This window comes from Methanolobus chelungpuianus, from assembly GCF_024500045.1.
Taxonomy (GTDB): domain Archaea; phylum Halobacteriota; class Methanosarcinia; order Methanosarcinales; family Methanosarcinaceae; genus Methanolobus; species Methanolobus chelungpuianus.
Map to the genome: position 1 here is coordinate 1 of NZ_JTEO01000011.1, position 14,648 is coordinate 14,648.

12 protein-coding genes are annotated in these 14,648 nt (G+C 48.6%); 10 read left to right on the forward strand and 2 right to left on the reverse strand.

Features of this window, described 5'->3' with window-relative positions; genetic code table 11:
* Positions 1 to 293, reverse strand: a 293-nt coding sequence (locus PV02_RS12375) for a B12-binding domain-containing protein (protein WP_256623725.1), incomplete at its 3' end; no start/stop codon positions are given.
* Positions 294 to 759: 466 nt separating this feature from the next.
* Between PV02_RS12375 and PV02_RS12380 the strand changes: the two genes are divergently transcribed.
* The 9 genes from PV02_RS12380 (at position 760) to PV02_RS12420 (ending at position 12,208) form a co-directional block, all read left to right on the forward strand.
* Complete coding sequence (locus PV02_RS12380; protein WP_256623726.1) at positions 760 to 1,542, forward strand: helix-turn-helix transcriptional regulator; 783 nt, start codon at positions 760 to 762, stop codon at positions 1,540 to 1,542.
* Positions 1,543 to 1,561: 19 nt separating this feature from the next.
* On the forward strand, positions 1,562 to 2,353 hold the full coding sequence (locus tag PV02_RS12385; protein ID WP_256623727.1) for a helix-turn-helix transcriptional regulator: 792 nt from the start codon (positions 1,562 to 1,564) through the stop codon (positions 2,351 to 2,353).
* Between the two features lie 54 nt (positions 2,354 to 2,407).
* Positions 2,408 to 5,266, forward strand: coding sequence for a PAS domain S-box protein (locus tag PV02_RS12390; protein WP_256623728.1), 2,859 nt, complete (start codon positions 2,408 to 2,410; stop codon positions 5,264 to 5,266).
* A gap of 9 nt (positions 5,267 to 5,275) precedes the next feature.
* A complete protein-coding gene (locus PV02_RS12395) occupies positions 5,276 to 5,662 on the forward strand; it encodes a response regulator (RefSeq protein ID WP_256623729.1) in 387 nt (128 codons plus the stop codon).
* Positions 5,663 to 6,288: 626 nt separating this feature from the next.
* The gene (gene pylS / locus PV02_RS12400; protein WP_256623730.1) at positions 6,289 to 7,617 is read left to right on the forward strand and encodes a pyrrolysine--tRNA(Pyl) ligase; all 1,329 of its coding nucleotides are present in this window, start codon (positions 6,289 to 6,291) and stop codon (positions 7,615 to 7,617) included.
* 21 nt (positions 7,618 to 7,638) lie between these two features.
* A complete protein-coding gene (gene pylB, locus PV02_RS12405; protein WP_256623731.1) occupies positions 7,639 to 8,685 on the forward strand; it encodes a methylornithine synthase PylB in 1,047 nt (348 codons plus the stop codon).
* Positions 8,682 to 9,776, forward strand: coding sequence for a 3-methylornithine--L-lysine ligase PylC (pylC, locus tag PV02_RS12410; protein WP_256623732.1), 1,095 nt, complete (start codon positions 8,682 to 8,684; stop codon positions 9,774 to 9,776). Before pylB ends, pylC begins: the two co-directional genes overlap by 4 nt.
* A 2-nt stretch (positions 9,777 to 9,778) precedes the next feature.
* The gene (gene pylD, locus PV02_RS12415) at positions 9,779 to 10,558 is read left to right on the forward strand and encodes a 3-methylornithyl-N6-L-lysine dehydrogenase PylD (protein ID WP_256623733.1); all 780 of its coding nucleotides are present in this window, start codon (positions 9,779 to 9,781) and stop codon (positions 10,556 to 10,558) included.
* A gap of 21 nt (positions 10,559 to 10,579) precedes the next feature.
* Positions 10,580 to 12,208, forward strand: a complete 1,629-nt coding sequence (locus PV02_RS12420) for a methylamine methyltransferase corrinoid protein reductive activase (protein WP_256623734.1) — start codon at positions 10,580 to 10,582, stop codon at positions 12,206 to 12,208.
* A gap of 14 nt (positions 12,209 to 12,222) precedes the next feature.
* On the opposite strand, the gene PV02_RS12425 is transcribed toward PV02_RS12420, so the two are convergent.
* On the reverse strand, positions 12,223 to 13,878 hold the full coding sequence (locus PV02_RS12425) for a DNA-directed DNA polymerase II small subunit (RefSeq protein ID WP_256623802.1): 1,656 nt from the start codon (positions 13,876 to 13,878) through the stop codon (positions 12,223 to 12,225).
* A gap of 189 nt (positions 13,879 to 14,067) precedes the next feature.
* Between PV02_RS12425 and PV02_RS12430 the strand changes: the two genes are divergently transcribed.
* Entirely contained in the window at positions 14,068 to 14,628 is a 561-nt protein-coding gene (locus tag PV02_RS12430; protein WP_256623735.1) for a signal peptidase I, read from the forward strand.
* Positions 14,629 to 14,648 lie beyond the last annotated feature (20 nt).

The following is a 14,648-nucleotide window of genomic DNA, read 5'->3' on the forward strand; positions in this document are numbered from 1 at the left end:
AAAGTGATAGCTGTTCCCACGCCTTCACCTGCTTTTGATTTCTCCAGTTCAGGGGCGAGTATCTCCATTGCGCCGTTCATGGCCTTTGCGGACATCATGATCTGGGGGAGATAGATCTCTGCTGCCTCGAACTTATCACCAACTATCTTCATTCCCACTGCAAGGCCGCTATCGATAGCCTCGAATGCCGGTATACCGGCAGCCAGGGCTTCCTTGGCAGCTTCTACAGTACCATTGATGTTCTGTTTGACTATTGAATCTCTGAGTTTGTCTAAGATTTCCTGCTTTCCCATTTAGTCACCTTGGATTTTTCATCATATAGTAGATTTTACATAGTTGCAACTATTCAGGATGATTTCCCCGAAAACAAAGTTGTGACGAGGTGTTATTCAGTAAATAGCTGCTGTTATTAACTGGAATGTCGTGGTGACATATAGCCTGATTCATCCCGATTCTTCACTAACTGCATTATGTATCCCAGCGTACAGAACAAGGACAGGAGCATGTGACAGGAAGGAGCCGCTTTATTCGGCATGTATCTTAAGATATGCATATATTACGTGACTTGTCAACTGCCTTGTGACTTGTAAGCACCCTTGTTATTATACCTGTAAATTAAATTAATATATGACCAGTCGAAACTTGGTTTAATAAACATCACCTCAGGGATATGCCGGATATCTTCAAGCAATGATTTAATGTAGGTATGTTCAAGTGTACTAATTGCACAATTTAGTCAGATTGATAGGGAAATGCAATATGAAAACATCACTTGTTAATACCGTGTGGTTTTCTGAAAAAAGGAAGAACCTGTTATTACTACTCAGCGAAGGTACACGCGATATTGAGCAGATAAAGAAGTCTCTGAATGTCACAACGCGGGCTATAATGCCCCAGATAAAGATCCTGAAGCAACAGCATCTGATCGGCCAGAAAGGAGAGAATTTCAGTCTGACAGTTGCCGGGGAGATAATTGTCAAGAACATGCTGCCGCTTCTGGAGATGTCAAGGGTGATAGAGGAGAACAAGGACTTCTGGACCTCCCGGAACTACGAGGCGATACCACCTCATCTTTTCAACAGGCTCATGGAGCTTGGTCACTACTTTTTGATAGAGCCCGATATCAACCACCTTTTCGAGCTTCCAAGAGAGTTTACGGACAATATCCCCAGGTCAAAGAGCATAATGACATTTGCATCATATCTCCATCCAACTTTTCCTGCTCTCTATTCAGAGGCATCGGGTTCAGTGAACGATATCTCCCTGTTCTTAACAGTACAGGCTTTTGAGAAACTTAAGAACGAATACAGCAGCGAGTTTGACAGAATTATGAGATCAGGCAATGCCAGGATCTATCTCTTAAACCAGAATCCGAAACTGCCAATGATAACAGTGACAGACTGGTTCGGTTATATCTGTCTTTTCAATGAAGAAGGCAGATACGACCACAGAGATATAATCAGTTTTGACGACAGCGCTCTGAAATGGTGCCGTGAGCTTTTCGAATCTTACAGGAAAGACTCAGAGGAAGTACTTCGGTAATGAGTAGTAGGGATGCAAAATGGGATCATCTTTAATGGATACTGTCTGGTTCTCAGATAAAAGAAGGAAATTACTCCTGTTCCTGCTGGAGGGGGCAAAAGGTCCCGAGGAGATCAAGGATGCTTTCGACGTGTCATGGCACTCGCTGATACTTCCTCTCAAAGAGCTCAGGGAAGATGAGCTCATACTGAACAATGACAGCATGTATGAACTCTCCAGCATTGGAAAAATGATAGCTGAGAATGTGAAGCCCATCGACGGGATACTGAATCTTCTTGAAGACAACACTGATTACTGGGCAGACCGTGATCTGGGAGAGATCCCTCCGCAACTGCTGGACCGCATCGGGGAAATAGATGATTATACTATAGTCGAGCCTGACCTGAACAACATGTTCGAGCTTCCTGAACGTTTCCTTCAGTCGCTTCACTCAGCCAGTCGCATACATGTGGTTTTCTCTATCTACCATCCACTGTATCCAAGGCTCTATTGCCAGATTGCAAGAAAAGGAATCCCAATAGAGCTCATCCTCACTGAATCCGTGCTTCTGAGGATGCGCGAGGATTGCATGGAAGAGATGGAAAATGTCCTGCAGCTCCCAAACATGCAGCTTTTTGTCTGTGATAAGAATACTGTCCCTCCATCACTTGTCAACACAGATAGAATGTTCCTTGCCGGTCTTTTTACCAAAGGCGGGAGATACGATCACAGGGATGTACTAAGCTTTGCTAAAGGGTCAATTGAATGGGGCAGGTGCCTCTTCGACTACTACAAAAAGGATTCCCGGGAATTATCCAGCTTATCGCCTTAATCAGCGTTGCCCGGACCAGCTCCCAGAAAGTTTCCTGGCAAGAGGTATGTGTAAATGCAACAAAAGGATCTGTCAATCAAAGCCAAACTGATCGCATATATAGTAATAGGCGTCTTCCTTGTGCTTGCCGCATCAACAGCAGTAAGCATCTCCACAGTAACAGCGCAACAGAGGGAGCTGGCATATCTGCAGTCCGTGGAGATGGCAAGGGATTACGCAAACCAGTTCGACGGGGACATGAAGGCAAACGAGGCCATTGCACATACCCTTGGAAAAACCATGGAACAGTATAATTCTGCGGACAGGGAGGAAGTTAATAATATTCTTAAGAATATTATGATGGAAAATCCTGCCCTTACAGGGGTCTATGTAGGATATGAACCAAACGCTTTTGACGGGCGGGATAGTGAGTACGTCAATGCCCCGGGACACGACTCAACGGGAAGGTTCGTACCCTACTGGAACACCATACAGGGTTCTGTGAGTGTTGAGCCCCTTGTTTCCTATGAAGAGTTAGACTATTACCAAGTTCCAAAAAGGACAGAGGCTGCACTCGTCACTGAGCCGTATTTTTACCAGGGTATTTTCATGGTGAGCTATGATATGCCTATAATGAAAGACGGAGAGTTTTTAGGCGTAGCCGGGGTCGATGTGTCCCTTCAGTATATTGACGATGTTGTAAGTGAGATAAGGGCCTTTGAGACAGGCTACGCTTTCGTGACAGGGAATACCGGCATTCTTGTATCGCACCCGGAATATAAAGAAGGGATCGGCTCAAAAACACTTTACGACTTTGGCATACCTGAGATATCTGAGGCCGCTGGTAATATAAGGAAAGGAAAGGGGGGAAGTGTGGAGACGATAGACCCTGTTACAGGCAAGGAAATAATAATGTTCTATGAGCCTGTCAGGACGGGTAACTATTCCTTCGTACTTGTAGTTCCAAAAGAGGAGATGTTCGCGGGTGTCACTACACTCAGGAATAAACTGATATTCATATCTGCCATCTCGATAGGGTTCATGGCTGTGGTCTCTTACCTTATAGCTATATCGATAACTTCCCCGATAGATGAGATCGTTTTTAACTTCAGGCAGATAGCTAAGGATGCTGTGAACGGGAAACTGGATACCAGGGCGGACACCGATGTGCAGCGGGACTTCAAGGAAATCCCCTTGGGGCTTAACGAGATCCTTGAGGCCGTGGTAGCCCCTATACGTGAAACAGTAAGAGTCACAAATGCTCTTGCCCAGGGAGAACTTGAAACACGTACGAAACTGGAACTGAAGGGAGAGTTCAAGGAACTGGGAGATACACTGGATAATTTTGCGGAATCACTCAATAATATAATTGATGATTCAAACAGCGTACTTACTGCCATACAGAACAATGATTTCTCCTGCAGTGTGCAGGTACACGGGGAAGGAGACTTCAAGATCCTCACGGACGGAATAGAGGAAACAAGGCACTCGCTTAGTGCAGCTATCACGGAACAGAAAAAGGCCGAGAAGGCCCTCCGGGATTCCGAGAAAAAGTTCAGGACGCTGTTCGAAAGTCCCAATGACGCTATATATCTGCATGATATGGAAGGCAATTTCCTTGAGGTCAATGAGATTGCATGTGAAAGAATGGGATATACCCGTGAAGATTTCCTTACTATGAGATACATGGATATCGATGTCTACTATCCGGGCAGACAGGTGCTCAAAGTGATCAGGACGCTTTGTAAATCAAAAAGCAACCTGCTGGAGACAGTGCATATGAGAAAGGACGGCTCCACTTTCCCGGTAGAGCTGAGCAGCCGTATAATAAAATATGAATCAAGCAATGCCATCATTACCATTGCACGTGACATCAGCAACCGAAAGAAGAACGAGAAGGAACTGGAAAAATATGCCGAGGACCTCAAGCATTCCAATGAGCTCAAGGAAGAGCTGGAGAGCGTTATCAATCACAGCCCGGTCATAGTCTTTAAATGGAAACCTGAGATGGACTGGCCCGTAGAGTTCGTATCCAGCAATGTCACTCAGCTTGGCTATACAGTGGAGGACTTTACATCCAACCGCATCAAGTATGCTGATATCGTATATCCTGAGGACTCTGGAAGAGTACATCACCAGCTTTCTAAGTACTATCATGGGAAATCCAGTGATGTCAACTGGGAATACAGGATATTTACCAAATCCGGAGATGTACGATGGGTGGACGAGAGAACTTTTATCAATCGTCACACACAAGGCAATATCACTCTTCAGGGAATCATACTTGACATCACAGAGCGTAAAAAAGCGGAAGAGGCACTTCTGCAGACAGAGAAAATACGTAAAAAAGAGATCCACCACCGGGTTAAGAATAACCTGCAGGTCATCTCAAGCCTGCTTTATCTGGCATCTGAGAATTTCAGGGACCCTGCTGTGATAGAGGCTTTCATGGACAGCCGTAACAGGGTCAGATCAATGGCACTTATACATGAGGAATTATACCAGTCAAAGGATATAGCAAATATTGACTTTGCAGATTACACAAAAAACCTATTGGAATATCTGTCTAAATCATATAGGATAGATGACAAGGATATCGATCTTCTGTCAAATATTGAGAATGTATATCTGGGTGTTGATACTGCAGTGCCTCTTGGAATGATAATCAATGAACTGGTATCCAATTCCATGAAGCACGCTTTTAAGAGTGGTGCGCATGGGATGATCAGTGTCAATCTGAGCACACAGGACAGCACCCTTGTACTGCAGGTGAAGGATAATGGGGTTGGCCTGCCTCCTGAGATAGATTTCAGGAATACTGAATCGCTTGGCCTGCAGCTTGTCACCACACTGGTGGACCAGATAGACGGAACTATTGAACTTGATGTGAATGAAGGAACTGAATTCATTATTCGGTTTAAGGAACTTAGGTAAGGTGCGAACATGGAGAATGCAAAGATCCTGGTTGTTGAGGATGAGAACGTTGTTGCGCTGGAGATAAAGAAGAGGCTGATAAGGCTCGGTTACGTGGTGCCAAGTGTTGCAGCTTCCGGAAAAGAGGCCATAAACAAGGCAAGGGGATTTCTCCCGGACCTGGTGCTCATGGATATCAGGCTTAAGGGGGAAATGGATGGCATTGAGGCCGCACAGGAAATAAGGACGGATCTGGGTATCCCGGTCATATATCTTACAGCACACTCGGATGACGAGACATTGAAAAGAGCAAAACAGACTGAGCCCTATGGATACGTATTGAAACCTTTTGAAGAGGAGGATCTGCGTGCTGTCATCGAGATGGCCTTATACAGGTATCAGAAAGAGAATGCCTGAGAGAAACTGAAAATAGCAAAATATAAATACTTAAGGATGAAACCTTTGTGAAGGAGCTTATTTTTAACTCATTCATCTCTTCCAGAGTATCGTATCACCTGACAAATCACAAGTTGCCTGCAGAGTAAAAGACTCATTGAAGAGTGAGACGGATTTATGCTATATAGCAGCCTTGCATAGTAATTATCAGGATAGCAGGCCAGGAAAACAGGCATTCCTGCCTGGCAGTCCTGAATGCCTCCGCATTTTGACCCTTTATAGTCTGAGGGTCTATATCCATAGGAAGGGATGCAGGCCATGCGTCCCTTCACTTCCATGGACCAGGATCAGTTATAGTTAAATATAAATAGTATAATCCTGGCGCCTTTTGAGCAAAGTTTAAATAGCGTGCTTGTGGGGAATATATATATATGCCGATAACGAGATTCTATAATGTCAGGACGCTCAAAACATAAGAGACTTATCTTTGATCACACTGGCGAAATATCACAGTGACAGAAAAGCAACAATAAACAGGAGCATACGAATATGTCATTCAATAAGAGCAAAGGAAGTAACTGGATACTGGAATACCTCGGGTTCTAGGAGATGCTTAGGAAGCGGTCTTCACTTAAGGAGCTGACAGCATGGAAAGAAAACCATTAGACTCATTAATATCCAAAACCGGGCTATGGGTGTCGAGGAACGGGCATCTGCACGGGATAAGAAGTTGCGAGACATCACAAAAATACATTCGAATAACAATGGATTGCGGAGAGGTCATCCAGGTAAGGAACTCCAGATCCAGCCGGGCCGCAAGGTCCCTCAGGAACCACAAATATCACAAGCCGTGTAAAAGATGCAGGCTTGCTGAAGACAGGATAAAGGAATTTTCTAATAAGACTTCAAGGAAAGATGAAGTCAGGGTCACGGTAAGGACTGTGCAGTCCTCGCAGTTCAATTCTGCCAGAAGCGAAATACCGGATATGACAGTGCTGTCCGGAGATCTGCAGCCCTCTAATACTACAAAACAGCCGGCTCATCGTTCGCCTGCAGAAAAGCCGCAACCTGCTGTTGCACAGACATTCAAGCCACAGTCAAGGACACAACAGCCCAAGATAACAAAACCCACAAATCATTCATTCCAGAAGCACGCCAAGCCTGAGAAGAATGAGTTCACCCAGACACAGAAGAACAGGATATTATCATTGCTGGCCCCGAACGAGATGATATCCTTCTCAAAGGAGAAGCGCTCCTTTGCAGAACTCGAGTCCGTCCTGCTCACACAGAGAAAGAAGGACCTCAGGACAATGTACGAGGACAGCAGGGAGAATATGCTCGGCAAGCTCGAGCGCACTATTACCGAGTTCTTCGTGGACATGGGTTTCCTTGAAGTGAAATCACCGATACTCATTCCCTTTGAATATATGGAACGCATGGGAGTTGGAGAGGATAAGGAGCTCTCAAAGCAGATCTTCAGGGTCGGCGATAACATGTGCCTGCGCCCCATGCTTGCACCTGGTCTTTACAATCATCTTCGCAAGTTCGATAACGTACTCCCGGACCCTATCAGGATATTCGAGATAGGTCCCTGCTACAGGAAAGAATCTGACGGTGGCAACCACCTTGAAGAGTTCACCATGCTCAACTTCTGCCAGATGGGCTCCAGATGCACCAGGCAGACCCTCGAATCCATCATCGGGGACTTCCTTGATTTCCTGAACATCGAATATGAGATAGTTGCTGACAGTTGCATGGTGTATGGTGACACTATCGATGTCATGCACAGGAACATGGAGCTTTCATCCGCAGTCGTGGGACCCATACCCATGGATATGGACTGGGGCATCAACAAGCCCTGGATAGGGGCAGGCTTCGGCCTGGAGAGGCTGCTGAAGGCAAAACACGATTTCAAGAACATAAGGTCCGTTGCAAGGTCCGAGTCCTACTATAACGGGATCTGCACAAATCTCTGAGGTGGTAACTTGCTGAATAACATGACACAACAAGATCTTGACGAATTCGCAGGAAGGATAATTGAAGGAGCACAGCTCTCAGATAACAGCCTCAGGGAACTGCTGCAGATAAATGACAATAACCAGCTTGAAAAACTGTTCTACGCAGCAAGGAAGGTCAGGGACCACTTCTTCGGCAACAAGGTCTTCCTCTACAGCTTCGTCTATTTTTCCACCTACTGCAAGAACAAGTGTGCTTTCTGCTACTACAGGGAATCACACGGGATAGACAGGTACCGCCTGAGCATAGATGAGGTGCGCAACATCTGCAGGGGACTCAAAGGAGAGAGTATCCACATGGTTGACCTGACCATGGGAGAGGACCCCTATTTCCATGAGAAACCTGAGAGGTTTGTTGACCTGGTAAAGACAGTGAGATCAGAACTTGGCCTTCCAATCATGATATCTCCGGGGGTTATGGGAAATGATGCCCTCAGGGAACTGCATGACAGCGGAGCCAACTTCCTTGCACTCTACCAGGAAACCCACGACATGGATCTCTACAGGAAACTGAGGGTTGGGCAGTCCTTCGAGGACAGGGCCAATGCACGTAAGTTCGCCAAAAGCATAGGCTATTGTGTAGAGGACGGGATACTCACAGGTGTGGGCAATGATGTCGAGTCCACCATAAAGTCGCTCAGGGGCATGGAAGCCAACAGCCCTGACATGGTGAGAGTGATGACCTTCGTACCCCAGGAAGGAACGCCTCTTGAGAAGGCTGACCGGATATCAAGCACCGAGGAGCTGAAGATAATCGCTGTCCTCAGGCTCATGTTCCCTGGCAGGCTCATACCCGCATCCCTTGACCTTGAAGGTATTCCCGGGATGGTGCACAGGCTCAATGCAGGGGCAAACGTGGTCACATCCATAATACCCTCTGATTCCGCACTGGAAGGAGTGGTCAACTACGACAGGGGCTTCCAGGAGAGGCACAGGGACCCGAAAAGCGTTGTTGAGTGCCTGAAGACCATGGGAATGGAGCCTGCAAGCCAGTCTGACTTCAACAGGATAGTGGGGCTGACAGCATGAGAAACATAATCCTTATCGGAGGAAAGCTGCAGGGTTTTGAGGCAAGCTACCTTGCAAAAAAAGCAGGGCTGCGCGTGGTGCTGATCGATAAAAAAGAGAGGCCCCTCATAAAGAACGTAGCCGACGAGTTCCATTGCTTTGATGTTACAAAGGAGCCGGAAAAGCTCATCGAGCTCTCAAGGTCAGCCGTGGCAGTACTCCCCGTGAACGAGAACCTGGGAACGATTAATTTCCTCAGGACCATCAGCAATAAGCTTGCATGTCCAATGCTCTTTGATTTTGATGCCTATCACATCAGCATGGATAAGAAGCGCTCAAAGGAATACTTCCGTTCCATCGACATTCCCATGCCCCTGGACAATCCCACATCACCGCCTTATTTTGTGAAGCCGCCCTGTGAGAGCAGCAGTATAGGGACAGCCATTATCTACGATGACAGCGGCCTTGAAGGCCTTGACCCGTCCATGCTTATCGAGGAATACGTGGAAGGAGATGTGGTCTCCCTTGAAGTTATAGGGGATGGCGAGCGTTTTGAGGTTGTAAAGGAAACAAAGGTGCACATCGACGGGACCTATGACTGCCATATGGTAACACCCCTCGGAAACTATCCCGAATTCAGGGAGATAACGTACAAGCTCGCAAAGCACCTGAACCTCAGGGGCATCATGGACGTCGAGGCCATAGACAGTCCCAGGGGACTTAAAGTCCTTGAGATCGATGCGAGATTCCCCAGCCAGACTCCCACTATAGTCTACCATTCCTCAGGGGTGAACCTCATAGAGCTTCTCTTGCAGGCATTCGTATCAGGGGTCCGTGAGAATGACGGAGTCCCCGAAAAGAACCACTGCACCTACGAGCACCTGCTCTTCAGGGACGGTGACCTGGTTCCTGTAGGAGAGCATGTGCTGTCACAGGGCGTTGATTACCATGAGTTCCATGCATCCGAGGGCCTTGAGATATTCGAATGCAACGGGGAAAGGAAAGTGTTCACCATGGTCAGCTGGGCCCCGGATAAGGAAGGCTCGGATGCCAACAGGCAGAGAGGCTTTGGAATTCTGCGGGAATACCTAGGGATTCGCCAGGGGGCCTGAACATGGCACTCCTGACACCCCAGGACCTTGAGAACCTGTCCGTGCAGCTGGAAGAGAACGATGCTACCATTAAAAAGGTCACAGGACTTGATGTCCGTGGCATATGCGGGGAACTGTATGGCACAAAACCGGATTCGCAGAAGATCGGTATCATCCCCATAAGCTCAGGAGAGGGCATCATCGGTAATTTTGCATCCTCCCTCCTGTTCATTGCACAATACTTCGGACTTAACGGGTTCATTACAGAACATCCGGACATAACCGGCTATTACGAGGCAGTCTCCCAGGGAGCCGATATAATACTAATGGCAGACGACCACATGTTCGTCGCGCATAACCTGCGCAACGGCAGGATCGCGAGCAATCACGTTGCCACGGGTGTCATCTATGCCGAGATCGCTTCCAGGTTCAGGGAGGCAACATCAAAGGATATTCTTGTCATAGGCCTTGGCAGGGTGGGTTATGCAGGTGCTGCACATCTTGTCAGGAAAGGGTTCAATGTGTATGCCTGCGACCCTAACAGGGCATTCCTGGAAAAGGCCGTGCAGGAGCTGGGAATCAGTCCTTACTGCAGGGAGGACAGGAAGAGGTTCTCCATGGTCTTTGAGGCTACCCCCAATCCGGACACCATATCCGAAGGCATGATCGAGGAAAGGTGCCTGGTATCGACACCTGGCATACCCTGTGGCCTGCCTCCGGAGATCGGTAGGAAGTACCGTGTGGACCTTGTCATGGAACCCCTGGTCATAGGGGTGGCATCTATGCTGTATTCGGTTATGTAATAGTAAAAAGGAGAGTTGAACATGTATGTGATATCCCTGGACCTTGGAACAAGCGGTTTCAGGTCGCAACTGATAGACCTTGAGAAACAGGAGACCGTCAAAACGGTCATAACCATGGGTCATCCGCTACCCGGCGGGAATGTTATGGACCACCTGGACTTTGCCATTGTCACAGGAGCGGATGTGGCACACAGGCTCATGGTGGAGACCGTGAAGAAGATCCTGGAGAAGTTCGAGGTAGAGCCTGAAAGTGTCCTGCGCATCGCAGTGTGCGGAAATCCTATCCAGCTTTCCCTGTTCCAGAACATAGAGATCAGGGACCTTGCATACGCCGGAAAGAACAAGCAGGAGGCGCTTGGTGTCCTGGATGTCAAGAGGGATGCCAGGGTCTTTCCTGCAAACGATATCTTCAAAGGTATCTTTGAGATGGACAACTGCGAGATAATCGTTCCCCCTGCAATAAAGCATGAGATAGGCGCCGATGCACTGGCAATGATGCTGGAGACTGACTTTATAAACCAGAAAGAACCATGTTTAGTTACTGATTATGGCACCAACGCAGAAATGGCTCTGAAGATAGGCGACAGGATAATGACGGCAAGTGCGGCAGCAGGCCCGGCAATAGAAGGCCAGGGCATAGACTGCGGCATGCTTGCAGGTCCGGGTGCAATCAGCGATGTCAATGTCGAGAACGGCTACTGGAGGCTCACTGTGCTTGACGGAAGCCTTAATCCCGTGAAGGGACCTCTTGTGGATCCTATAACAGGAGACACCATCGAAACCTCGGATGTAGTACCAAAAGGCATTACGGGTACGGGAGTCATTTCTACCATTGCTCTTGCGCTTAAGGAGGGCCTTATCAAAAAGCTCCCCAAGCTCCCCAACGGGAAGATAACCCTTGGGGACGGGATCTTCATCATGGACAGGGACGTGGAGGAGGTCGGGAAGGCCATAGGGGCCATCCGGGCAGCGCACATGACACTCATGGTGGAGGCGGGAATGAGATACGAAGACCTCAGGTATTCTTACATGTCCGGTGCAACGGGCACCTATGTGGATGCTGAAAAGGCAAGACACATCGGCTCGGTGCCTGACTTCTCCCAGGGAATAGTCCAGTTCGGGAACACTTCCATCGGACTTGCGCGCAAGATAGCCATGGACCGCTCCAAGCTCGATGAGGTGATAGCGGTGGCAAAGAAGATACAGGCCGACCATGTGATGATGGCCACCAGCGAGACCTTCAAGGAGATCTACATGTGCGAGCTTGCTTCATGGCAGCAGGGCATGCCTGACGAGATGTACGACCAGATGCTGCAGATGTACGGGATTCCGCCATTCCCGTCAGCCCGTAAGGACGTGGAGATAGAGAAACGGGTCAGGAAGGATATCGATGATGTCGGCTACCTTGGACTTGACATTGTCAAGAACATCGGGATAATACTGGAAGCGCCTGTGGTAAAGTGCATACTGTGCCACCAGTGCGAGGAGGAGTGCCCTGAGGATGCGCTGGCCATTATCGAGAAGGACGGCGGTCGCTTCGTGGACATTGACAGCCAGAACTGCCTTGGTACAAGCTGCAGGCGCTGCGTGATGATCTGCCCCGAGCAGACGATAAACCATTCCCTTTTGAAGATAAAGGAAAAAGAGTGAATGACTGGGAAGGCTCAGTCATCGAACTTCAGTATCGTTGTCTTGAAGGTCGAGAGATCCACGACCGGCACCTGAGCCGGGGTCGGGACAACATTCATCCTTTTCTGGAACTCGGTCTGGGACTGCCAGGTGCCTGAGTTTATAAGCAGGACGTTCTTGTACCACTCGACGCCTAAGGTGTGCACATGCCCGCAGTGCAGGATGTCGGGCACCTGGTTAAGCACGAAATGGTCCTGCTTCTCCGGTGCAATGGAAACGCGGCTCCCGTAAATGGGAGAGAGGTGCCTGAACTTCATCATCTCCACCATGCCCTTTGTGGGCGCATGGTATGAAACGCCGGGGACAGATGCCACAAGATCGTCAATGGAGCGACCGTGATATAAAAGCACCCTGGCACCGTCCAGGTCCACCATTGCGGGATTACCCACGAAGGTCACATTCTCCGGGAAATCCGCCCTGATGCGCTCCGGAAGTTTCGGCTGGGGTTCGGCCTGGCGCACCGCATCATGGTTACCAGGGGAGATTACAATGCTTATATGTTTCGGGACTTCGTCAAAGTACTCGGCGGCCCTTCTGTACTGGTCATATATATCCTCGATGTTCAGTTCCTTTTCCTGTCCCGGATATATACCAACCCCGTCCACGAGGTCACCTGCCACAAGCAGGTAGCGCACCTCCCTGGAGATACCTGCAAGTGCCTCATTGTCGGTATTCCCTTTTAGGAAATCGATGAAATGCTCCCAGGGCTCTTCAAGGAATGTGGAGCTGCCTATGTGTACATCAGACGTCAGCACCGCTTTCCCGTGAGTGCCGCTTTTCCTGGACATGGTGTTCGGCAGGTCCGGAAGGATGATCTTCTGCGCTATCATCAGTTTGCCGTCGTTTGTGAGAGTGCCTGTAAAACCCACGACCTCGTCCAGTACAAGATGCATGGCCTGCTCGAAGAGTTCCTTGTCTGCCGTGCGCACAAGCACCGAGAATATACCTGTAGGGTCCTCCACCTCAAGGACCTTGTGTCCATTGCTTGTGCTTTTGATATCGGATATCATGCCGATTATGGAGAGCTCGCTTTGCTCACCATTACCGCGCCTGTTGACAGAGCTGGCTGCAGAGCGGCTCTTTTTCAGGCTCTCTATGGGCCTTGCATTAACGCGGGAGCGAATGATGTCACTCAGCCTGCTGTAGCGGTTCCTGAAATACTGGACAAACTCCATGTACTCGCCTACACATGTGGAATTGTCAGAGATATCGGAAAGCACAGTCACCGGATTATTGCCCGGATGCCTGACTGCAGCCCCGGGATCACGGGACCTTAGAGGAACAGAATAACCTGAAGGACTGCAGGAAAGAACAGGGCCAAGGGGCAGCGGCTCAGGATCACTTACAAGGACAGAGGATATGGGTGCCGAGGATTGTAATGTGAGTATGTTAGGGTTATCTGGCTTGCCAGGCTTATCAGGCTGAAGCTTATCGAGCCTATACTTATCGGGAGCGAAGGATTCGAGATCGATATGTTCAATTCCGATTACAAGGACCGACATATCGATGGTCCTGAGCACATGGCTTACAAGCTCTCTGGGAGAGCAATGGGCACATATCAGCTCCACTGCCTCGGGACTTATCTGGTAGCCTTCTTCTATGAAAGCTGTAAGGACATCGGCTTGTTTCATGATTGTCATGCATTCATCGGGCTCTTTGCCTGTTTGTCTGTACGGGACCTGTCTGAGGCAACGATTGTTAATGGGCCAGTACGCAATTATAGTTGCAGGTAGTTAATATATACGTTAAGATTTTATTGGCTGCAGTATATTCTTATCGCTAAATATCTTTTTGCGTGCTTGACACAGGCAGGACAGATAATGAACCTTAAAGAATCCTATAAAGCCTTCAATGAGAGCGACAATTTCTTTGTGTCTCTCACCCGCGATCTTGTATCGGTATTGATAGCCGTTCTCGCGTTTGCATCTCTCTCCTATCTGGTATTCGGGATGTGGACACCCATGGTCGCCGTGGAATCGGGGAGCATGGAACCGCACATGAACGTCGGGGATATCGTTTTCATCCAGAGCATTGACCGGACACAGGTGGTGACATACGAAGAGGGCACGAACGATTATACTTCCTTCAGCAGCTACGGGAACGTCATCCTGTACAAGCCCTATGGCAGGGATGGTGTCACGCCCATAATCCACAGGGCCATGTATCATGTGGAAGAGGGCGAGCCCATGTGGCAAGGAGGACCTGCGGCGCCACATTCGGGTTATATCACCAAGGGAGACAACCAGGTGACAAACCGCTACTATGACCAGCAGGGCCAGGTCAGTTACATGCAGCCTGTGAAGGAAGAATGGGTCATCGGCGTGGCAAAGTACAGGATACCTTATATCGGATATCTCAGACTCATGCTGCCAAGTTTCTGATCCGGCCTCTATTTCTCTTT

What these genes read in the sequence shown, in the direction of transcription:
- PV02_RS12380 (WP_256623726.1), top strand. Translation starts at nt 760, where the DNA reads ATGAAAACATCACTTGTTAATACCGTGTGGTTTTCTGAAAAAAGGAAG.
- PV02_RS12385 (WP_256623727.1), top strand. Translation starts at nt 1,562, where the DNA reads ATGGGATCATCTTTAATGGATACTGTCTGGTTCTCAGATAAAAGAAGG.
- PV02_RS12390 (WP_256623728.1), top strand. Translation starts at nt 2,408, where the DNA reads ATGCAACAAAAGGATCTGTCAATCAAAGCCAAACTGATCGCATATATA.
- PV02_RS12395 (WP_256623729.1), top strand. Translation starts at nt 5,276, where the DNA reads ATGGAGAATGCAAAGATCCTGGTTGTTGAGGATGAGAACGTTGTTGCG.
- pylS (WP_256623730.1), top strand. Translation starts at nt 6,289, where the DNA reads ATGGAAAGAAAACCATTAGACTCATTAATATCCAAAACCGGGCTATGG.
- pylB (WP_256623731.1), top strand. Translation starts at nt 7,639, where the DNA reads ATGACACAACAAGATCTTGACGAATTCGCAGGAAGGATAATTGAAGGA.
- pylC (WP_256623732.1), top strand. Translation starts at nt 8,682, where the DNA reads ATGAGAAACATAATCCTTATCGGAGGAAAGCTGCAGGGTTTTGAGGCA.
- pylD (WP_256623733.1), top strand. Translation starts at nt 9,779, where the DNA reads ATGGCACTCCTGACACCCCAGGACCTTGAGAACCTGTCCGTGCAGCTG.
- PV02_RS12420 (WP_256623734.1), top strand. Translation starts at nt 10,580, where the DNA reads ATGTATGTGATATCCCTGGACCTTGGAACAAGCGGTTTCAGGTCGCAA.
- PV02_RS12425 (WP_256623802.1), bottom strand. Translation starts at nt 13,878, where the DNA reads ATGAAACAAGCCGATGTCCTTACAGCTTTCATAGAAGAAGGCTACCAG.
- PV02_RS12430 (WP_256623735.1), top strand. Translation starts at nt 14,068, where the DNA reads ATGAACCTTAAAGAATCCTATAAAGCCTTCAATGAGAGCGACAATTTC.